Source organism: Paenibacillus sp. MMO-177, from assembly GCF_037147795.1.
Taxonomy (GTDB): domain Bacteria; phylum Bacillota; class Bacilli; order Paenibacillales; family Paenibacillaceae; genus Pristimantibacillus.
Genome location: NZ_JBBCUR010000004.1, coordinates 110,931 through 129,177, shown reverse-complemented (window position 1 = coordinate 129,177; position 18,247 = coordinate 110,931). Strand labels below are relative to the sequence as shown.

The following is an 18,247-nucleotide window of genomic DNA, read 5'->3' as shown; positions in this document are numbered from 1 at the left end:
CTCCACGCCTTCCTTTTTGTTCAGCCCTTTAAGGGGCGGCAGCATTGTACGAATGAAATTGTTTTAAGCTATAGAAGGGAGTGACGTTTTTTGCATATCGTATGGTCGAGTCTTGTCATCCAGCTAGTTGCGTTCCTGATCCTTCTGTACTTGCTGAAGCGCTACGCATTTGGTCCGTTGCTGAGCGTAATGGAACAACGCAGACAGTATGTTGCAGAGCAAATCGCTAATGCGGAAACTAGCAAGAAAGAAGCTGAACAGCAGCTGGAGCAACAAAAACAAGCACTTCAAGAAGCTCGTAAAGAAGCTTACGACATTATTGAGCAAGCAAAAGCTACTAGCACGAAACAAGCCGAAGAAATTATTCAAGTTGCGAAATCCGAATCCACTCGTCTGAAAGACGACGCGGTTAAAGATATCGAGAGCGAGAAAAACAAAGCGGTTGCAGCACTGCGCGAAGAGGTTGGCGGCATTTCCGTCAAAATCGCGTCGAAAATTATCGAAAAGCAAGTGGACGAGAAATCCCAGGAGCAGTTGGTTAACCAATACCTGAAAGAAGTTGGAAGCAAATGAGCCGGGATATCGTCGTAGCGAAGCGCTACGCTAAAGCACTGTTTGAGCTTGCTAGCGAGCAAGGCATCGTATCGGAAACGGAAGAACAGTTGAAGCTGATTGTTCAAAACCTGAAAAACGACGCTGATGCCCGCAAATTCCTGGAGCTTCCTAGCATCGAGCCGGAAAAGAAAATCGCTGTGCTGAAAGGCGCATTCGGTGATCACGTTTCGGCGCTTGTCCTTCATACGCTTGAGCTTATTCTTGTCCGCGGCCGCCAAGAGCTGATCTCGGATGTATACGAAGCGTATACAAAGATTGCAGGCGAAGCGCTGGGCCAGGCACATGCAATTGTGTATACAGCCCATTCCTTGTCCGGCGAAGAGCTGGCTGAGGTTGAAGCAAGCTTCGGCAAGCTGAGCGGCAAGAAAATTATCGCAGAACAAATCGTTAACCCGGCATTGCTCGGCGGCGTACAAGTACGCATCGGCGACCGTCTGTATGACGGCAGCCTGTCCGGCAAGCTGGAACGTTTACAAAAATCGTTTAAAATCTAATGCATGTAGATAGGGGTGAACGAATTGAGTATCAGACCTGATGAAATCAGCACGCTGATTAAACAACAGATCGAACAATATAAATCCGAAATTCAAGTCGTTGACGTCGGCACTGTTATTAGTGTCGGTGACGGTATCGCCCGCGTACACGGCCTGGAGAATGCGATGCAGGGAGAACTGCTCGAATTCGCTAACGGCGTTGTAGGTATGGCGCTCAACTTGGAAGAAAGCAACGTGGGTGTCGTTATCCTCGGTCCTTATACGGATATCCGTGAAGGCGACCAAGTAAAACGTACGGGCCGCATCATGGAAGTGCCGGTAGGCGAAGAGCTTCTGGGCCGCGTAGTAAACCCGCTGGGTCAGCCGCTTGACGGCAAAGGCCCAATCAACACAACTCAATTCCGTGCGATTGAATCCCCAGCTCCTGGCGTAATTGACCGTAAATCGGTACATGAGCCAATGCAAACGGGTATCAAAGCGATCGACGCGATGGTACCGGTAGGCCGCGGACAACGCGAGCTGATCATCGGCGACCGTCAAACGGGTAAAACGGCGATTGCGATCGACGCAATCATCAACCAAAAAGGCAACGGCGTAAAATGTATCTACGTTGCTGTAGGTCAAAAACAATCCACAGTAGCAGGCGTTGTAGAAACGCTTCGCAAACATGGTGCGCTTGACTACACAATCGTTGTAACTGCCGGTGCATCCGATCCGGCTCCATTGCTCTTCCTGGCTCCATATGCAGGCTGCTCGATGGGCGAGTACTTCATGTACAAAGGCGAGCACGTCCTGGTAATCTATGACGACTTGTCGAAACAAGCGGCTGCATACCGCGAATTGTCCCTGTTGCTCCGCCGTCCTCCGGGCCGGGAAGCTTACCCAGGCGACGTATTCTACTTGCATTCCCGTTTGCTCGAGCGCGCAGCTAAGCTTAGCGACGCTCTTGGCGGCGGCTCGCTGACGGCTCTTCCGTTCATCGAGACTCAAGCGTCCGACGTATCGGCTTACATTCCTACGAACGTAATCTCGATCACCGACGGGCAAATCTTCCTGGAATCCGACCTGTTCTACTCCGGCCAACGTCCGGCGGTTAACGTAGGTATCTCCGTATCCCGCGTAGGCGGTTCCGCTCAAATTAAAGCAATGAAAAAGGTTGCCGGCACGCTCCGTCTGGACCTTGCGGCTTACCGCGAGCTTCAAGCGTTCTCGCAGTTCGGCTCCGATCTCGATAAATCGACACTCGCTCGTCTGAACCGCGGTGCTCGTACAATGGAAATTCTGAAGCAAGGCGTTAACCAGCCGATGCCGGTTGAGAAGCAAGTTATCTCGATCTACTCCGCGGTTAAAGGCCACCTGGATGACATTCCAGTTGCAGATATCCTGCGCTTCGAGAAAGAATTCCTGGCATTCCTGGATTCCAACCATCCGGAAATCGGCGAGTCCATCCGTACAACAAAAGACCTCGTTGCCGACAACGAGAAAGCTCTTGTTGACGCGATCGCGAAGTTCAAAAAAGGCTTTTCCGTATCGGCTTAATAGCCTGTAAAAGCCTCTAAATAAATGTCTCGCGCCCGTCTTCGTACGGGCGCAGGCGCTTAACACCAGGCTTTGTTTGTCTTTTGGTGTTTGAATAGCGCTTGGCGTTTGTGGAAGGAACTGCGTGAGCCGCAGAGTTTACGTGCCGCTTTTGAATTCGTATCCTCACCGCGAGGTGATTGTTCAAAGGATACGGATTCAATGGCGGCCAAGGTGAAATGCAGATTCCTGTAACAATGAGCCAACCGGCGCTTCTCAACCACCACCAGACGGCAAAGCAACAAAGGCGGGTGACAATGCAATGGCAAAAGGCATGCGCGACATTAAGCGCGAGATCAAAAGTAAACAAAACATGAAGCAAATCACGAAAGCGATGGAGATGGTTGCGGCTTCCAAGCTCAGAAGAGCACAAGAGGCATCGACAAAAGCCCGTCCTTATTCGGATAAGCTGAAGGAAGTAGTAGCAAGCATCGCAGCAGGCACGAAAGGCGTGAAACACCCGATGCTCGAGACGCGTCCGGTGCAAAAAACGGGTTACCTCGTTATCACTTCCGACCGTGGTCTGGCGGGCGGCTACAATGCGAACATCCTTCGTAAGGTTACGCAAACGATTCGCGAGAAGCACAAATCGAATGATGAGTACGTGTTGTTCGTTATCGGACGTAAAGGCCGCGATTATTTCAAACGCCGCAACATGCCGATCGTTGAGGAAGTAATCGGTCTGTCCGATGCTCCTACGTTCGCGGACATCAAGTCGATCGCTTATAACGCAGTCAAAATGTTCTCTGAGGGCAAATACGATGAGCTGTACATCTACTACAACCAATTCGTAAACGCCATTACTCAGATCCCGACAGAACAACGTCTGCTTCCGCTTCAGGACGTAAGCAGCAACGGTCCGGTAACTTCGTACGAGTACGAGCCGTCCGCTGAAGGCGTTCTGGAAGTGCTGCTGCCTAAATACGCGGAGACGCTTATTTACAGCGCGCTACTTGACGGTAAAGCCAGCGAGCAGGGCGCTCGCATGACGGCCATGGGCAGCGCGACGAAAAATGCTAACAAAATGATCAACCAATTGACGCTGACCTATAACCGGGCTCGTCAGGCGGCAATCACGCAAGAGATCTCTGAGATCGTAGCCGGTGCGAACGCACAGGCTTAAGGAATATAGCAGGAAACAAAGAAAGTACCAGGAGGGAAAACCATGAAAAAAGGACGCGTTGTATCCGTCATGGGTCCGGTCGTCGACTTGGAGTTCGAACGCGGCAACCTGCCGGAAATTTTGAACGCTGTCAAAATCGACCAGAAGGGCCAAGCAGGCGGCATTGATATCAATCTGACGCTTGAAGTAGCTGTTCACCTCGGTGACAACTTGGTTCGCGCTGTTGCGATGAGCACAACTGACGGTCTGGTTCGCGGCATGGAAGCTGTCGACACAGGCGCGCCAATCACTATCCCGGTTGGAGCACCAACACTCGGCCGCGTATTTAACGTACTGGGCGAGCCAATCGACCAAGCTGGCGACGCAACTTCGGAAATTAACCTTCCGATCCACCGTCCGGCTCCGGCATTCGAAGAATTGTCCACGCAATCGGAAATTCTTGAAACAGGCATCAAAGTTATCGACTTGCTTGCTCCATACGCGAAAGGCGGTAAAATCGGTCTGTTCGGCGGTGCGGGCGTAGGTAAAACGGTAACGATCCAAGAGCTTATCAACAACATCGCTCAAGAACATGGCGGTATCTCGGTATTCGCCGGCGTAGGCGAGCGTACTCGTGAAGGTAACGACCTTTACCACGAGATGAAAGATTCGGGCGTACTTCCAAAAACAGCGATGGTATTCGGACAAATGAACGAACCGCCAGGCGCTCGTCAACGCGTAGCCCTGACAGGTCTGACAATGGCTGAATATTTCCGTGACGCTGAAGGCCGCGACGTGCTTCTGTTCGTCGACAACATCTTCCGCTTCACGCAAGCAGGTTCCGAGGTTTCGGCCCTTCTCGGCCGTATGCCTTCCGCGGTAGGTTACCAGCCAACGCTGGCAACCGAAATGGGTCAATTGCAAGAGCGTATCACATCGACGAAAAAAGGTTCGGTTACTTCGATCCAAGCGATCTACGTACCTGCCGATGACTATACGGACCCGGCTCCTGCAACGACGTTTGCTCACTTGGACGCTACAACTAACCTTGAGCGTAAAATCTCCGAGATGGGTATCTTCCCAGCGGTAGATCCACTTGCTTCGTCGTCCCGTATCCTGAACCCGGACATTCTGGGCGAAGAGCATTACAACGTAGCTCAAGGCGTTAAGAAAATTCTTCAGCGCTACAAAGAGCTTCAAGATATCATCGCAATCCTTGGTATGGACGAGTTGACAGAGGAAGACAAGCTGACTGTATCGCGCGCGCGCCGCATTCAATTGTTCCTGTCCCAACCGTTCCACGTTGCCGAGCCGTTCACAGGTATCAAAGGTAAATACGTACCTGTTAAAGAATCTGTTCGCAGCTTCAAAGAAATTCTCGAGGGCAAACATGACGACCTTCCGGAAGAAGCTTTCCGGTATGTAGGTGTGATTGAAGAGGCCGTGGAGAAAGCCAAAACGCTGTAATAGCGAAAGGCGGGAGGAATCCACATGAGTACTTTTCTGGTTGAAATCGTAACTCCGGAGCGCAAGGTATATGCGGAGACGGCTAATATGGTCAGCGTTAAAGGGATCGCGGGCGAGCTCGGCATTTTGCCGAACCACATCCCGCTGGTAACACCGCTGCGTATTGCGCCGGTCAGCATTAAGCGCGACGGTAAAGTTGATGTTCTTGCTGTAGGCGGTGGATTCATTGAAGTCCGTAAGGACAAAGTGGTCATCCTGGCCGAAAGCGCTGAGCTGGCTTCCGAAATCGATGTAAACCGTGCACAAGCTGCGAAACAGCGCGCTGAAGAGCGCCTGGCAGCTAAACGCGACGAAATCGACTTCAAACGCGCAGAGCTTGCTCTGCAGCGTGCATCGAACCGGATCAACGTTACAGAACGTTAAAAACCTAAAACCGTTCAAATCTCATCTAAAGAGATTTGAACGGTTTTTTCGTTCAGACAATTGTTTTCTCCTGATTTTGTCATAATGCCGACTTGCGTCTCATTGACTTCAATATAAGAATCTCTCACAATGGAAGAAATAAACGGAACGGTAGAGCAGGGGGCGCTGGCATGATTGATATACATACACATATTTTGCCTGGCATTGACGATGGTGCCGCGGATTGGGATTATTCGATTCAGATGGCCCGTGCCGCGGCGGCTGAAGGTATTACGGGGATTATAGCGACGCCTCATCATTACGACGGTAAATATAGCAATGACAAAGAGACCGTAATAGAGCTGGTGGCCGAATTGAACAACAGGTTGACCGAACTTGCTATTCCGCTGCAAATTCGAACGGGGCAGGAGATCCGCATTCATTCCGATTTTTTATCGAACTGGCAGAACGGAAAGCTCTTGCCAATGGGGGATTCCTCGTATGTACTTATAGAAATGCCTTCCTCGCAGATTCCCAAATCGATGGAGCAGGTTGTATACGAACTGCGTTTGTTAGGCATCCGTGCCGTCATTGCTCATCCGGAGCGTAATGCGGAGGTGGTTCAAAATCCCGACCGTCTGGCTGAGTTGGTGGAGCTGGGAGCTTACGCGCAAGTGACGACCCATTCCTTACTGGGAGGCTTCGGCAGAGGGATCGAGAAATCCGCTTGGACGCTCTGCAGGCACGGACTTATTCATTTCGTTTCTTCCGATGCCCATCATCTGGAGTGGCGAAGTTTCAAGTTGAAACAGGCCTATGAACGTATAGAATCCGAGCTTGGGCCGGTATGGAGAAGGTATTTCGAACGTAATGCTCAGGCGATCTGGAACGCGAGAGAGTTAACCGATCAGCCGTCTCTTATGCAGCAGACTGCAAAATCTGGAGGCTGGGGCAAGCTTAAATCCTTGTTCGGCAAATAATAGCTTTAGAGAAAGAGTAACCTGGCAGACATGATGAAACGGTGATCATGTCTGCCAGGTTATTTTTTTTAAGTAAAAGTTGGTTCATTTCTATTGACTTCAACAATGATAATCTTTATCATTGAGAAAGTAGTTATTGAGAATGATAATCATTTTTGTGGGGGTTAAGCAATGAAACAAATGAAATGGACGGGTCTCATTCTTGCGGCAATGATGGTATTCCTGGCTGCTTGCGGAGGCGGCAATAACGCGGGCAATAACAAGCAGGAGTCCGAGCAAGCAAATTCAAACGCGAATGCAATTGCAAGCACAAATACAGCAGCCGACGAAACGGCTGAACGCACCATCAAGCATGCGCTTGGCGAAACAAAAATTACCGGAACGCCAAAAAAAGTCGTTGTTCTGGAATGGACCTATGCAGAGGATCTGATCGCGCTTGGCGTACAGCCTGCCGGCGTAGCGGATGTGAAGGGATACGGGGAATGGTACGGAGCCATTGATCCAAAGCTGGATGCAACGGTTGTTGATGTGGGTACCCGCCAAGAGCCAAGCATCGAGACGATTACGAGCCTGGATCCCGACCTGATTATCGGTGTAAGTTTCCGACACGAAGCGATCTACGATCAGCTGTCGGCGATTGCGCCAACGCTTATTTTCAACCCGTATCCGGAAGATGGCGGACTAGATCAATACAGTGAAATGGAGCAAACCTTCTCGGCCATTGCGGATGCTCTGGACAAAAAAGCGGAAGGCGAGAAAGTATTGGCTGATCTGCATAGCTATTACGATGAGTCCAAAGCGAAGCTGGCTAGCGCAGGCAAAGAGGGGCAAGAGGTTGTATTCACGCAGGCTTGGACCAATGAGGGCGTAGCCACCTTCCGCCTGTTCACCGACAACTCCATGGCTATGGCGATTCTCGCGAAGATCGGTTTGAAAAACGCGCATCAGGACAGCACGTTCCAGCAATACGGTTATTCGGAAACGGATATCGAAGGCTTGACCAAGACGCCGGACGCCAGCGTATTGTACACAACAAGCGCAACGGATACCGTCTTCAGCGAGCTGCTTCCCAAGAATGAAGTGTATAAGAACTTGAACTTTGCAAAAGAAAACCGCGTGTATGACATGAAAGGCATTTGGCCGTTTGGCGGTCCGTTGTCCGCAAAACTTCTTGTAGAACGCACGCTTGAAGCGCTCGGCTAATGAATACGAACCTTCTAACGAATAAGGAAACAAGTAAGGGTAACTGGAGCCCGCTGCTAGTATCGGCGGCGGGTCTTCTGCTGCTCCTCGCTTTAGCTTCTTATCACCTGACACTTGGAGAAGCCGCAATGCCGGTGAAGACCGTATGGCGAGCTGTTTTTGAATCCACTCCCGTATTGGAGCATCAAATTTTGTGGACGGTCCGGCTGCCCCGCATGGTCATCGGCATTCTCACGGGCGGAGCTTTGGCCGTGGCAGGCGCGTTATTCCAAAATGTGACCCGCAACCCGCTCGCGTCCGCCGGCACGCTGGGGATTAACGCGGGGGCTTTTCTAGCCTTGACGGTAGGGACGATTATGTTCCCGGGCCTTGCGATGGGCTTCCCTTTGCTGCTTACCTTTATCGGTGCGATTGCTGCAGCCGGTGCGGCTTTTGTGATGGCGGGAGGTACGAAAGCGTCCCCGGTAAGGCTTGCATTGTCCGGGATGATCGTTACGATGACCGCGGCGGCTTTTACAGGCGTGCTTCAATTATTTCACGAACAAAAGACGCAAGGATTATTCATGTGGGGCTCCGGCTCGCTTGTGCAAAATGATTGGGGCGGCGTTCAGCACGCATGGCCTTGGATTATCGGCTGCTTTCTGCTTGCTTTTCTTCTAGCTGGCAAATGGGATCTAATGGAGCTCGATGAGGATACGGTTACCTCGCTGGGGCAAAAGGTCGGACGGATCCGCCTTACGGGTCTTGGCATTGCCGTATTGCTCGCGGCAGCTGCCGTCAGCGTCGTTGGTCCAATCGGCTTCGTGGGCCTGATCGCGCCGCATCTCATGCGGATGTTAGGAGCTAAGCGGCATGCTGTGCTACTTCCGCTGTCTTTCCTATGGGGAGCTATTATCGTTATTGGCTCGGATGCCATCGCGATGCATTTCAAATATTCGCTTGGACCTTTGCCTGCCGGTGCCGTAACGGCGCTTATCGGCGGACCATGGCTTGCTTGGCTTGTCCTGCGTACGGTAAAGGCCCGCAAGGAAGGGGCGCCGCAGACAGGGAATTCGCCTGGACGTTCGGCTACGAAAGTACCGTTTGGCTGGTGGGTGGCGATATTCTCGCTGCTGCTCGTTGCAAGTCTTATTGTCAGTCTTGCATTCGGAAGCTTGCGCATTCCGGTAGCGGATGTCGTTAACGCTTTGTTCGGCCACGGGGCGGACAGTACGCAGCGTATTGTCGAGATGAGGATTCCCCGTACGCTGGTAGCCGCGCTTGCCGGCGCCACGCTTGCCGTCAGCGGCTTGCTGCTGCAAGGAGTTGTCCGGAACCCGCTGGCGGATCCGTCCATTATCGGCGTAACAGGCGGGGCTAGCGTTGGGGCTATGCTGATGCTCGCCGTATTTACGCAGGTATCGGTGCAATGGCTGCCTGCGGGTGCTTTTATCGGCGCTGTAGGCGCTGCGGTAATCGTGTTCCTGCTCGGGCGAAAAAGCTCCTTTAATCCTTCAGTCGTCGCCCTGATTGGTCTTGCCGTCTCATCGATGGCCAGCGCAATCGTTCAGGTGCTCGTTATCCGTATGAAGCTGACGCTGGCATCTGCGCTTGTATGGTTATCCGGTACGACTTATGCGCGCAACTGGGATGATTTCTGGCAACTCGTGTTCTGGCCGATTATCCTGCTGCCAGTCGCCTGGTATTTGGCACGCAAGGTGGATGTTCTTCAATTCTCGGATGCGACCGTAACGAATCTGGGCCTTCGCGTAGACCGGACACGGCTGGTCATTGGCGGAGTTGGCGTTGCCATGGCGGCGGCAGCCGTTGCGACGGTAGGCTCGATTGGTTTTATCGGGTTAATCGCACCTCATATGACGCGCATGCTGGTTGGACCGAAGTACCGCAAGCTGGTTCCTTTAACGGCTTTGCTGGGGGCCTTGCTGCTGGTTCTCGCCGATACGGTGGGAAGGTCGCTGCTTGCGCCTAAAGAGCTGCCGTCCGGACTGGTAGCAGCGGTCATCGGGGCTCCGTATTTTATGTATCTGATGTATCGTTCTGGCAAAAAATAGAAGGTTATGGAAGAAAGGCTGTCCTAAGGCTCGCTATATGAGTCTAAGGGCGGCCTTTTTCGACGCATTTAGGGCTTATGTAACAAAAAAGTTTAAAAAATTATACAAAATGGCGAAAAATACCTTACATATCTATCAAAATTTATCAATTCATATGTTAGTATATATGACATAACTACTAGATGACCAGGATATGGGGGATGCACATGTTCGACTGGCTAGGTACAAAAAAAGGGCTGCCGCTTTGGGTCTCATGGCGTTTGAATCATGGGATGAAGAAAGACGTTGAACAGATCTTCGAAGGCATAGCAGAGACGCGCAAGGAGCTGCTTACTTCTTGGGCGCATGAATATTGGGGATACATCGAGCGGCTGGCGGAGCAGATTGCGGCGGGAGCCGCTCAAGGCAAACCGATGCATCAGGAAGAACAAATGCTGGCCGTTACCCGTCTGCTCGAACGTACATATGCGAGAGGAAACGACTGGACGGAGCTGTTTCTGCTTGATCGGAAAGGACAGGTTCTTGTTTCCACTTACGAGAAACATAGAGGAACGGTCTATGGCAGCGGGAGCTTGATTGCGCCGGGACTTGATTACGCGTGGACCGGAAGCGCGCCGAGGCCGTGCCTGTTTGGACCCTATGGCGATCCGGTAACGTTAAGCCTTGGACCAAGATCCTCCTCCTTTCACGATAAAATGACTCTGCTCTTCATCTATCCCCTTACTGTGAATGGAGAATATGCGGGGACGTTATGCGGTCGGGTTCCGAACGATGTGCTGGGGGATCTGATCCAACGGGAATCCGGCCACGTCTATCCGGACTCGGGCGACAATTATATTTTTATGGCGAAGCCGCATCTGAATCAGCATATTGCGCTTGGGACCGCGTTGTCGCGAAGCCGGTTCGAGGACCGGACGTTTACGTTTGGCGAGAATTTGAAGGACGGGGTTACGACCGACTGGGGAATGGTCTCGATCAAGGAGCATACGGAGCTGGAGATTATCTTTACGGATCCGGCTACGGGCGAGCTTCACCCCGGTGTCCGCAGCACCATTGATAACGGCAGCAACTTATTTGTGGAATTCCCCGGTTATTCGGATTACCGTCATATCCCGGTTATCGGGAAAGGCGTAACGCTGCAGATGCCGCATTGCCCGGACGTATGGGGGATGATGTGCGAGGGCGACCTGGAAGAGGTATACCGGATCCGCAGCATCCGCTGGCGCTTCAGCAAGCTTCAGCTGTGGCAGACGCTTATTCAGGCGGTGCTGGTAGCGGTACTGGCCGCGGTTCTTGCCTCGCAAGCTCCGGTATGGGTAACTGCTGCAGCGACAGGCTTATGGACCTTGGTGTTTGGGCAGTTTGTCGCCGGTGCCGTGCAGCGGAAGGAGTCCCGCCGGGTTGTCCGCAACTTGCGGCGAATCAACCGGTTCATCCGTATTAACGCGGAGGGGAAAGGGGATTTGACGCAGCGTCTTGAGCCATCCAAGTTCGACAACGACGAAACGAGAGAGCTTGCCAAATGGATTAACAACATGATCGACTCGCTTGAAGGGATTATGCTGAAGGTGAAGCTGGCCGCATCGGACGTCCTATCCAGCCAGAATATCATGAATGAATCGGCTGCCGTTACCGCGAAGTCGACAGAGCGGGTAAGCCGCAAGGTTGGCGACATGATCGGCAGCATCCGCAATCAGCTGAAGGATATTGACATGGCGAAGCATTCTGCCGACGAAATGAGAAATACGCTGCGCCTTCTGGAGCTGCAGGCCGCCGAGCAGATTGCCGTGGCGCAATCGGAAGTAGACCGGATTGGGGATAAAATGCAGCATATTTCTACGAAGGTCGGTGATACGAATGATACGATCCGCCGGTTTATGCATACGGTTGAAGAGATCCGCGGCGTCCTGCAGGTTATCGAGGAGATTTCGGCGCAAACGAATTTGCTTGCGTTGAATGCGTCGATCGAGGCGGCGCGCGTAGGCGAGCAAGGGCGCGGCTTTGCCGTTGTGGCATCGGAGATCCGCAAGCTGGCGGATATGACCCGCCGTTCCACGGAGGAAGTGCATCAGATTACGCATCAAATTTATGATGAAGCGAAGCAGGCTTATGCATCGATGGACGAAGGCACAAAGGTCGTCGAGGAAGGCACGCAGCTGGTTGCGGCCGCAGCCAGCACACTGCAGACGGCGCAAAGCGAGGACAGCCGAAAATCGCAGGTCGTAGACGAAGTGGTGAACCTGATGGAGCGGATTGCCCTCGTCAGCATGGAGAACCGCAAGGTCTCCTCCGATGTGGAGGGCAAGGTGCAGGAGTTGATCGGAGAGATGGACAGCGTACGCCAAACCTCGGAGAGCGTAGAGTCGATCACGAAGTTCCTGCAGCAGCTGGTTGGCCAGTTCAAGCTGACGGAATCGCGGTCGAGATAATGATGCAGGAAGGACGCCTGATGGTGGCGTTCTTCCTGTTTTTTGCGTTGCGGGAGGGGGAGTTATTGCAGCCAAGCAGTGCGGATTGGACCGCTTAACGATGTGGGACATCGTTAAGCATGTTCAAAGAGGCGCTAGTGGGAGGCTTAACGATACGGGAGATCGTTAAGGGAGGCGTGGAGAGGCAAAAGTGGCAGTGGAGTGCGGATTTTGGGCGGCTTAACGATGTGGGACATCGTTAAGAGAGTCGCAATGCCAAAGCAGCTCTAGGAAGAGGGGCGATTTGTTTAACGGTGGGATATCGTTAGGGGTGGCGAGCATAAGCTAATAGTGTGACAGGCCGGTAACGTGCTGACCGGGCGTCCGGCGGGTGCCTTTCGGTCCCCGGGAGGCCGCGCCGTTACGGGCTTGTCCGGCTCTTCGGGGAGGCGGAGCCGAACAACTCTTTCATAGACGGCTGTGGTAGCATTTGTTATAATTGTGAGGAAAAATGACCAAGCGGCTGGTCCGCTTTGACGGAGGCGATGGTGTGGACAATTACGTCAACCAGTATGTCGTCGTGGCTATTTTTATTTTTCTCGGGATCTTGCTCCCGGCAGCGGCGCTGACCGTCGGAAGACTGCTTAGACCGCATAAGCCGAATGATCCGAAGCAAGCAACCTACGAGAGCGGCAATGAGCCGGTTGGCGAGGGACAAGTGCGCTTCAACATCCGGTATTACATCTTTGCGTTAATGTTTGTCATCTTTGATGTGGAAACCGTTTTCTTATACCCTTGGGCCGTCGCATATAAAAAGCTCGGCCTTTTTGTGCTGGTCGAGATGTTCATTTTTGCGGCAATGCTGTTTATCGGACTTCTATATGCCTGGAAAAAGAAGGTGCTGAAATGGAATTCAGTTTAGAGTCGATATCGCTGGAAGAACGCAAGGAGCTGGAGCGCAACGTCTTTATGGGAACGCTGGAGCAGCTGAAGGCCTGGGCGCGGAGCAACTCGCTTTGGCCGCTGACCTTTGGCCTGGCCTGCTGCGCGATTGAAATGATGGGAACCGGCGCTTCCCATTACGATCTTGACCGGTTCGGGGTGATGTTCCGTACCTCTCCGCGCCAATCGGACGTGATGATTGTCGCTGGCACCGTGACCAAGAAAATGGGTCCGCTGCTGCGCCGGCTGTATGACCAGATGCCCGAGCCCAAATGGGTGATTGCAATGGGCTCCTGCGCGACTGCGGGCGGACCGTATATCAAGTCTTATGCAGTGATGAAGGGCGTGGATCAAATCGTCCCCGTCGATGTTTACATACCGGGCTGTCCGCCTAATCCGGCGGCGCTGATCTACGGCATTAACAAGCTGCAAGAAAAAATCCGTTACGAAGCGAAAACCGGGAAGCGGGTGACGGACCGATGAGCGAGGAGAAGGATGAAGGGCAAAAGCCGGAAGAGATAAAGGCAGAAGAGGAAGTGAAGTCTGCCGCGGAATTACCGGCGGCGCCGACCGAGGCACCGGCGATTGATGCGGATGCGGGCGGTGCGAAGGAGGCGGACGCGGTAGGCGCAAGCGCAGCACCGGAGGACGCGGTGGATGCGGAGCGGGAGGCGAAGCTGAAGGCGGCGGCGGAAGCCCGCGCGGCGAGGGCCGCGGCGAAGGAAGCCGCAAACGCTGGCGGAGCAGCGCCGGAGGGCGCGGTGGATGCGGAGCGGGAAGCGAAGCTGAAGGCGGCGGCGGAAGCCCGCGCGGCAAGAGCGGCGGCGAAGGAAGCCGCAAACGCGGGCAGAGCAGCGCTGGAGGGCGCGGTGGATGCGGAGCGGGAGGCGAAGCTGAAGGCGGCGGCGGAAGCCCGCGCGGCGAGGGCCGCGGCGAAGGAAGACGCAAACGCGGGCGGAGCAGCGCCGGACGCGGCAGAGACGGCGCCACCGCCGGAGCCGTCGCCCAAGCAGCCGGAGCTTGATTCGGTGGCGAGGTTGATTCGCAGCCTCGTTGACGAAGAGGCGCTGGAGGATGCTTATATTAATGAGATGAGCCGGCATATGCCGACGATAATCGTGAAGAATGAGCATTGGATCTCGACGGCCGAACTGCTGAAGCGGCATGAAGAGCTTCATTTTACCTACTTGCGGAATGTATCCGGCGTTGATTATGAGACGCATTTAGAGGTTGTCTATCATTTGGTCCATCTCGAAAGCCGGCGCGAGCTGGCAGTGAAGGTGAAGGCAGACCGCGGCGACCCTGTTATCGCTTCGGTAACGCCCGTCTGGGCAACCGCAAATTGGAACGAACGCGAAATTTATGATCTGTTAGGAGTATCATTCCCGGGCCATCCCGATCTGCGCCGCATTATGATGTCCGACGACTGGGTCGGCCACCCGCTGCGCAAAGATTATGAGCCGCTCGATTCGGAGGTGTAGCTGCAGCGTGATTCGTACCGAAGAACTGCTATTGAATGTCGGTCCCCAGCATCCCAGCACGCATGGCGTTTTCCGTATCGTTGTCAAACTCGACGGCGAAGTCATCACGGAAGCAACTCCGGTTATGGGGTATTTGCACCGCGGTACCGAGAAGCTAGCCGAGCAATTGAATTATACGCAGATTATTCCTTATACCGACCGGATGGATTATGTGTCGGCCATGACCAATAACTACGTGCTGGTTCATGCCGTTGAGACGATGATGGGCCTTGAAATCCCGGAACGCGCGGAGTTTATGCGCCTTATTGTGATGGAGCTGCAGAGGGTGGCCAGCCACCTCGTCTGGTGGGGTACCTATCTGCTAGACATCGGGGCGATGAGCCCGTTCCTCTATGCCTTCCGCGATCGGGAGATTATTATTAATTTATTTAATGAACTTTGCGGGGCCCGTTTGACTTACAATTATATGAGGGTTGGCGGAGTGAAATGGGATGCGCCGCCGGGCTGGCTGGATAAAGTGCGGGATTTCATTCCGTATATGTACGGCAAACTGCAGGAATACGACAAGCTGGTGAGCGGCAACGAGATTTTCCTCGCCCGGATCAAAGGTGTTGGCCGATACGATGCGGCAACGGCGATCGACTATGGTCTATCCGGCGCCAACCTGCGCTGCACCGGCGTAGACTGGGATTTGCGCAAGGCGGAGCCGTACAGCTTGTATAACCGCTTCGAATTTGATGTGCCGCTGGGGCATAACGGGGATTGCTATGACCGTTACGTCATCCGGTTGGAGGAAATAAAGCAGAGCCTGCGCATTCTCGAGCAAGCGCTTGAGCAAATGCCGTCCGGCGGAGAGACGATGGGCAAGGTGCCCCGCGTTATCCGTCCTCCGGCGGGAGAAGTGTATGTCCGTATTGAATCACCACGCGGGGAGATCGGCTGTCATATCGTCTCGAAAGGAAAAGCAGAGCCCTACCGCCTGAAGTTCCGGCGGCCGTCCTTTGTGAATCTGCAGATTTTGCCCAAGCTGCTGGTGGGAGAGACGATGACCAACCTGATTACGATCCTCGGCGGCGTCGACATTGTAGTCGGGGAGGTTGATTGCTGATGGGTGCATGGCTGCATGACTCGATGACTTGGGGCAATGCTGTTATTATTTTTCTATGGGGCGCGGTGTTCCTGTTCGTTGTGCTTGGCTTTGTTACCTACGCCATTTATTTCGAACGGAAGGTTATCGGCTGGATGCAGCTTCGGATCGGCCCAAACCGGGTTGGTCCGCTAGGCCTTCTCCAGACGGTGGCCGACATATTCAAGCTTCTTATTAAGGAAGACACGATTCCGCGCAAAGCCGACCGCCTCCTGTTCGTTCTTGCCCCTATACTCTGCTATGTACCCGCATTTACGGTACTCGCGGTCATTCCTTATACGGATAAGCTTTATTTTGCCGATCTGAACGTCGGCTTGCTCTATTACGCCGCTTTATCGGGTATCTCAACCTTGGCCATTGTACTCGGGGGTTGGGCTTCGAACAATAAATACGCGCTTCTTGGCGGCATGCGCTCGGCAGCGCAAATGATCAGCTACGAGGTTCCGCTCGTTATCTCCGTTGTTGGCGTAATCCTGCTAAGCGGCAGCCTTAATCTGAGGGATATCGTGGCGGCGCAGTCCGGCGGCTGGTTCTGGGACTGGAACTTCATCCCTCAAATTATCGGCTTTGTCGTGTTCATGATTGCTGCGGTATCCGAGCTGAACCGTACGCCGTTTGACCTGCCGGAGGCGGAGTCGGAGCTTGTGGCCGGCTATCATGTGGAATACAGCGGCTTCCGTTTTGCGTTCTTTATGCTGTCGGAGTATGTCTACGTCTATGCGATTGCGGCTTTGACGACCGTGCTGTTCCTCGGCGGGTGGCACGCGCCGGCGCCTTTTCTTGATTTTGTGCCGGGAATCATCTGGTTTCTGCTCAAATTCGCGTTTATCGTGTTCTTCTTATTCTGGATCCGGGCGAGCTTCCCGCGTATCCGGGTTGATCAGCTGATGGGGCTGGGCTGGAAGGTGCTGCTGCCGGTATCGCTGCTGAACGTATTTCTGACGGCAGGTTACCTGGAGCTGTTCGTAAAATAAAAGGGTTGCGCCGAAGCAAGAATTACATCGCAATTCTTTAAGCTAATGCTTACGAAGCAAGAATCATCACAAACAGCCTAAATCAGGCAGTTTAGGTGATCATTCTTTTTAGGAGGATCTAGCCATGAATGGACTTGTGCAAGGGCTTGGCGTGACGCTCAAATCAATGGTATCGAAAAAAGTGACGACTTCTTATCCCGATGAGCCGATTGTTATGCCGGACCGGTTCCGCGGTATTCAGCATTTTATTCCGGACCTCTGCATCGTCTGCAACCAGTGCGCAAGAATCTGTCCGACCGACTGCATTACGCTGACCGGCAAGCCGAACCCGGATCCGGCCAAAAAAGGCAAGGTTATCGACACGTTTGATATCAATTTCGAAATTTGCATCTTATGCGATTTATGCACCGAGGTTTGCCCGACGGAAGCGATTGTGATGACCAATCATTTCGAGCTGTCCGCGTACAGCCGGGATGATCTGTTCAAGGATGTACAGTGGCTGACCGACAATAACACGCTGGTCCGTCAGGATAACAATAACATCGGAGCTCCTGCGAAAGGAGGCGCCAAATAAGTTGTTCAATATTGATTTTAATGGCGAGTTCGCCGCTTTTTTTATCTTCTCGGCGATAATGATCATCGGAGCTGTCCTTATGGTTAGTCTTCAGAAGGTCGTGCATATGGTCATCTCCATGGCTGCGGTGTTCCTGGGCCTAGCCGGGATGTTTGTGCTGCTGGACGCGGAGTTTGTGGCTTTCGTCCAAGTGCTGATCTATGCGGGGGCTGTATCCATTCTGATGATATTCGGCATTATGATGACCAACCATCAGAATAAACAGGCCGATCCGGTTAAGCCTCTTCACGAGACGCTGGCCGCTATAGGAGCGCTATGCTTGTTCGGAATTCTGTTCTACGCCATTCGGACGACGGATTTCCCCGATGCCCAGCCGCTGCAGGCTGCGGGAGATAATACGTCGAGCATTGGCCAGCTGCTGTATACGGGATACATCGTGCCGTTCGAGCTGTTGTCGGTGCTGCTGACGGTTGCCTTTATTGGCGCGATTGCTATTGCGAAAAAGGGGGCGGATTAACATGCTTCCATCCTATTTGACGATGGCGGCGATCCTGTTTTGCATCGGGCTGTACGGAGCCTTGGTGAAACGGAATGCCGTGATCGTCCTGTTATCGATTGAGCTTATGCTAAACGCGGTGAATTTGAACTTGGTCGCGTTCTCCAAATACGGGGTTGTTCCGTCCCTAACCGGCCAGGTATTCGCTTTATTCACCATTACAGTGGCGGCGGCGGAGGCTGCCGTTGGGGTAGCGGTATTAATCGCCTTGTTCCGTGCTCGAGGTACCGTTAATGTAGATGAATTCGACGAGATGAAGAGGTGATGTGACCC

18 protein-coding genes are annotated in these 18,247 nt (G+C 53.2%); all 18 read left to right on the top strand.

Annotated elements, in window-relative coordinates; translation table 11 throughout:
- Positions 1 to 90: 90 nt before the first annotated feature.
- The 18 genes from atpF to nuoK all read left to right on the top strand — a co-directional run bounded on the left by atpF (position 91) and on the right by nuoK (position 18,239).
- Positions 91 to 573 carry a F0F1 ATP synthase subunit B gene (atpF, locus tag WFK81_RS16075; RefSeq protein WP_336787423.1) on the top strand — a complete coding sequence of 161 codons (483 nt, stop codon included), beginning with the start codon at positions 91 to 93 and terminating at the stop codon, positions 571 to 573.
- Positions 570 to 1,109, top strand: a complete 540-nt coding sequence (locus WFK81_RS16070) for a F0F1 ATP synthase subunit delta (RefSeq protein WP_336787422.1) — start codon at positions 570 to 572, stop codon at positions 1,107 to 1,109. The genes atpF and WFK81_RS16070 overlap by 4 nt, the downstream gene beginning before the upstream one ends.
- Positions 1,110 to 1,133: 24 nt before the next feature.
- Entirely contained in the window at positions 1,134 to 2,648 is a 1,515-nt protein-coding gene (atpA, locus tag WFK81_RS16065; protein WP_336787421.1) for a F0F1 ATP synthase subunit alpha, read from the top strand.
- Between the two features lie 301 nt (positions 2,649 to 2,949).
- The gene (gene atpG, locus WFK81_RS16060) at positions 2,950 to 3,810 is read left to right on the top strand and encodes an ATP synthase F1 subunit gamma (RefSeq protein ID WP_132308975.1); all 861 of its coding nucleotides are present in this window, start codon (positions 2,950 to 2,952) and stop codon (positions 3,808 to 3,810) included.
- 42 nt (positions 3,811 to 3,852) lie between these two features.
- Positions 3,853 to 5,256, top strand: coding sequence for a F0F1 ATP synthase subunit beta (gene atpD, locus WFK81_RS16055; RefSeq protein ID WP_132308772.1), 1,404 nt, complete (start codon positions 3,853 to 3,855; stop codon positions 5,254 to 5,256).
- 24 nt (positions 5,257 to 5,280) lie between these two features.
- The gene (locus WFK81_RS16050) at positions 5,281 to 5,679 is read left to right on the top strand and encodes a F0F1 ATP synthase subunit epsilon (protein ID WP_132308774.1); all 399 of its coding nucleotides are present in this window, start codon (positions 5,281 to 5,283) and stop codon (positions 5,677 to 5,679) included.
- A gap of 170 nt (positions 5,680 to 5,849) precedes the next feature.
- The gene (locus WFK81_RS16045) at positions 5,850 to 6,638 is read left to right on the top strand and encodes a tyrosine-protein phosphatase (RefSeq protein ID WP_336787420.1); all 789 of its coding nucleotides are present in this window, start codon (positions 5,850 to 5,852) and stop codon (positions 6,636 to 6,638) included.
- A gap of 171 nt (positions 6,639 to 6,809) precedes the next feature.
- A complete protein-coding gene (locus WFK81_RS16040; protein ID WP_336787419.1) occupies positions 6,810 to 7,841 on the top strand; it encodes an ABC transporter substrate-binding protein in 1,032 nt (343 codons plus the stop codon).
- Positions 7,841 to 9,892 carry a Fe(3+)-hydroxamate ABC transporter permease FhuB gene (gene fhuB / locus WFK81_RS16035; RefSeq protein ID WP_336787418.1) on the top strand — a complete coding sequence of 684 codons (2,052 nt, stop codon included), beginning with the start codon at positions 7,841 to 7,843 and terminating at the stop codon, positions 9,890 to 9,892. The genes WFK81_RS16040 and fhuB overlap by 1 nt, the downstream gene beginning before the upstream one ends.
- 206 nt (positions 9,893 to 10,098) lie before the next feature.
- Positions 10,099 to 12,321: a methyl-accepting chemotaxis protein gene (locus WFK81_RS16030; protein WP_336787417.1), complete on the top strand. Its 2,223-nt coding sequence runs from the start codon at positions 10,099 to 10,101 to the stop codon at positions 12,319 to 12,321.
- Between the two features lie 490 nt (positions 12,322 to 12,811).
- The gene (locus tag WFK81_RS16025; RefSeq protein WP_049790091.1) at positions 12,812 to 13,222 is read left to right on the top strand and encodes an NADH-quinone oxidoreductase subunit A; all 411 of its coding nucleotides are present in this window, start codon (positions 12,812 to 12,814) and stop codon (positions 13,220 to 13,222) included.
- Positions 13,207 to 13,725, top strand: coding sequence for a NuoB/complex I 20 kDa subunit family protein (locus WFK81_RS16020; protein ID WP_127497877.1), 519 nt, complete (start codon positions 13,207 to 13,209; stop codon positions 13,723 to 13,725). The genes WFK81_RS16025 and WFK81_RS16020 overlap by 16 nt, the downstream gene beginning before the upstream one ends.
- Positions 13,722 to 14,723, top strand: a complete 1,002-nt coding sequence (locus WFK81_RS16015; protein ID WP_336787416.1) for an NADH-quinone oxidoreductase subunit C — start codon at positions 13,722 to 13,724, stop codon at positions 14,721 to 14,723. Before WFK81_RS16020 ends, WFK81_RS16015 begins: the two co-directional genes overlap by 4 nt.
- Before the next feature lie 7 nt (positions 14,724 to 14,730).
- A complete protein-coding gene (locus WFK81_RS16010; RefSeq protein WP_336787415.1) occupies positions 14,731 to 15,831 on the top strand; it encodes an NADH-quinone oxidoreductase subunit D in 1,101 nt (366 codons plus the stop codon).
- Complete coding sequence (gene nuoH / locus WFK81_RS16005; RefSeq protein WP_336787414.1) at positions 15,831 to 16,844, top strand: NADH-quinone oxidoreductase subunit NuoH; 1,014 nt, start codon at positions 15,831 to 15,833, stop codon at positions 16,842 to 16,844. The genes WFK81_RS16010 and nuoH overlap by 1 nt, the downstream gene beginning before the upstream one ends.
- Before the next feature lie 124 nt (positions 16,845 to 16,968).
- Positions 16,969 to 17,418 (top strand): NADH-quinone oxidoreductase subunit NuoI, encoded by a 450-nt coding sequence (nuoI, locus tag WFK81_RS16000; protein WP_336787413.1) that lies wholly within the window; start codon positions 16,969 to 16,971, stop codon positions 17,416 to 17,418.
- Between the two features lies 1 nt (position 17,419).
- Complete coding sequence (locus WFK81_RS15995) at positions 17,420 to 17,935, top strand: NADH-quinone oxidoreductase subunit J (RefSeq protein WP_336787412.1); 516 nt, start codon at positions 17,420 to 17,422, stop codon at positions 17,933 to 17,935.
- Between the two features lies 1 nt (position 17,936).
- Positions 17,937 to 18,239, top strand: a complete 303-nt coding sequence (gene nuoK / locus WFK81_RS15990) for an NADH-quinone oxidoreductase subunit NuoK (protein ID WP_336787411.1) — start codon at positions 17,937 to 17,939, stop codon at positions 18,237 to 18,239.
- Positions 18,240 to 18,247: the final 8 nt, after the last annotated feature.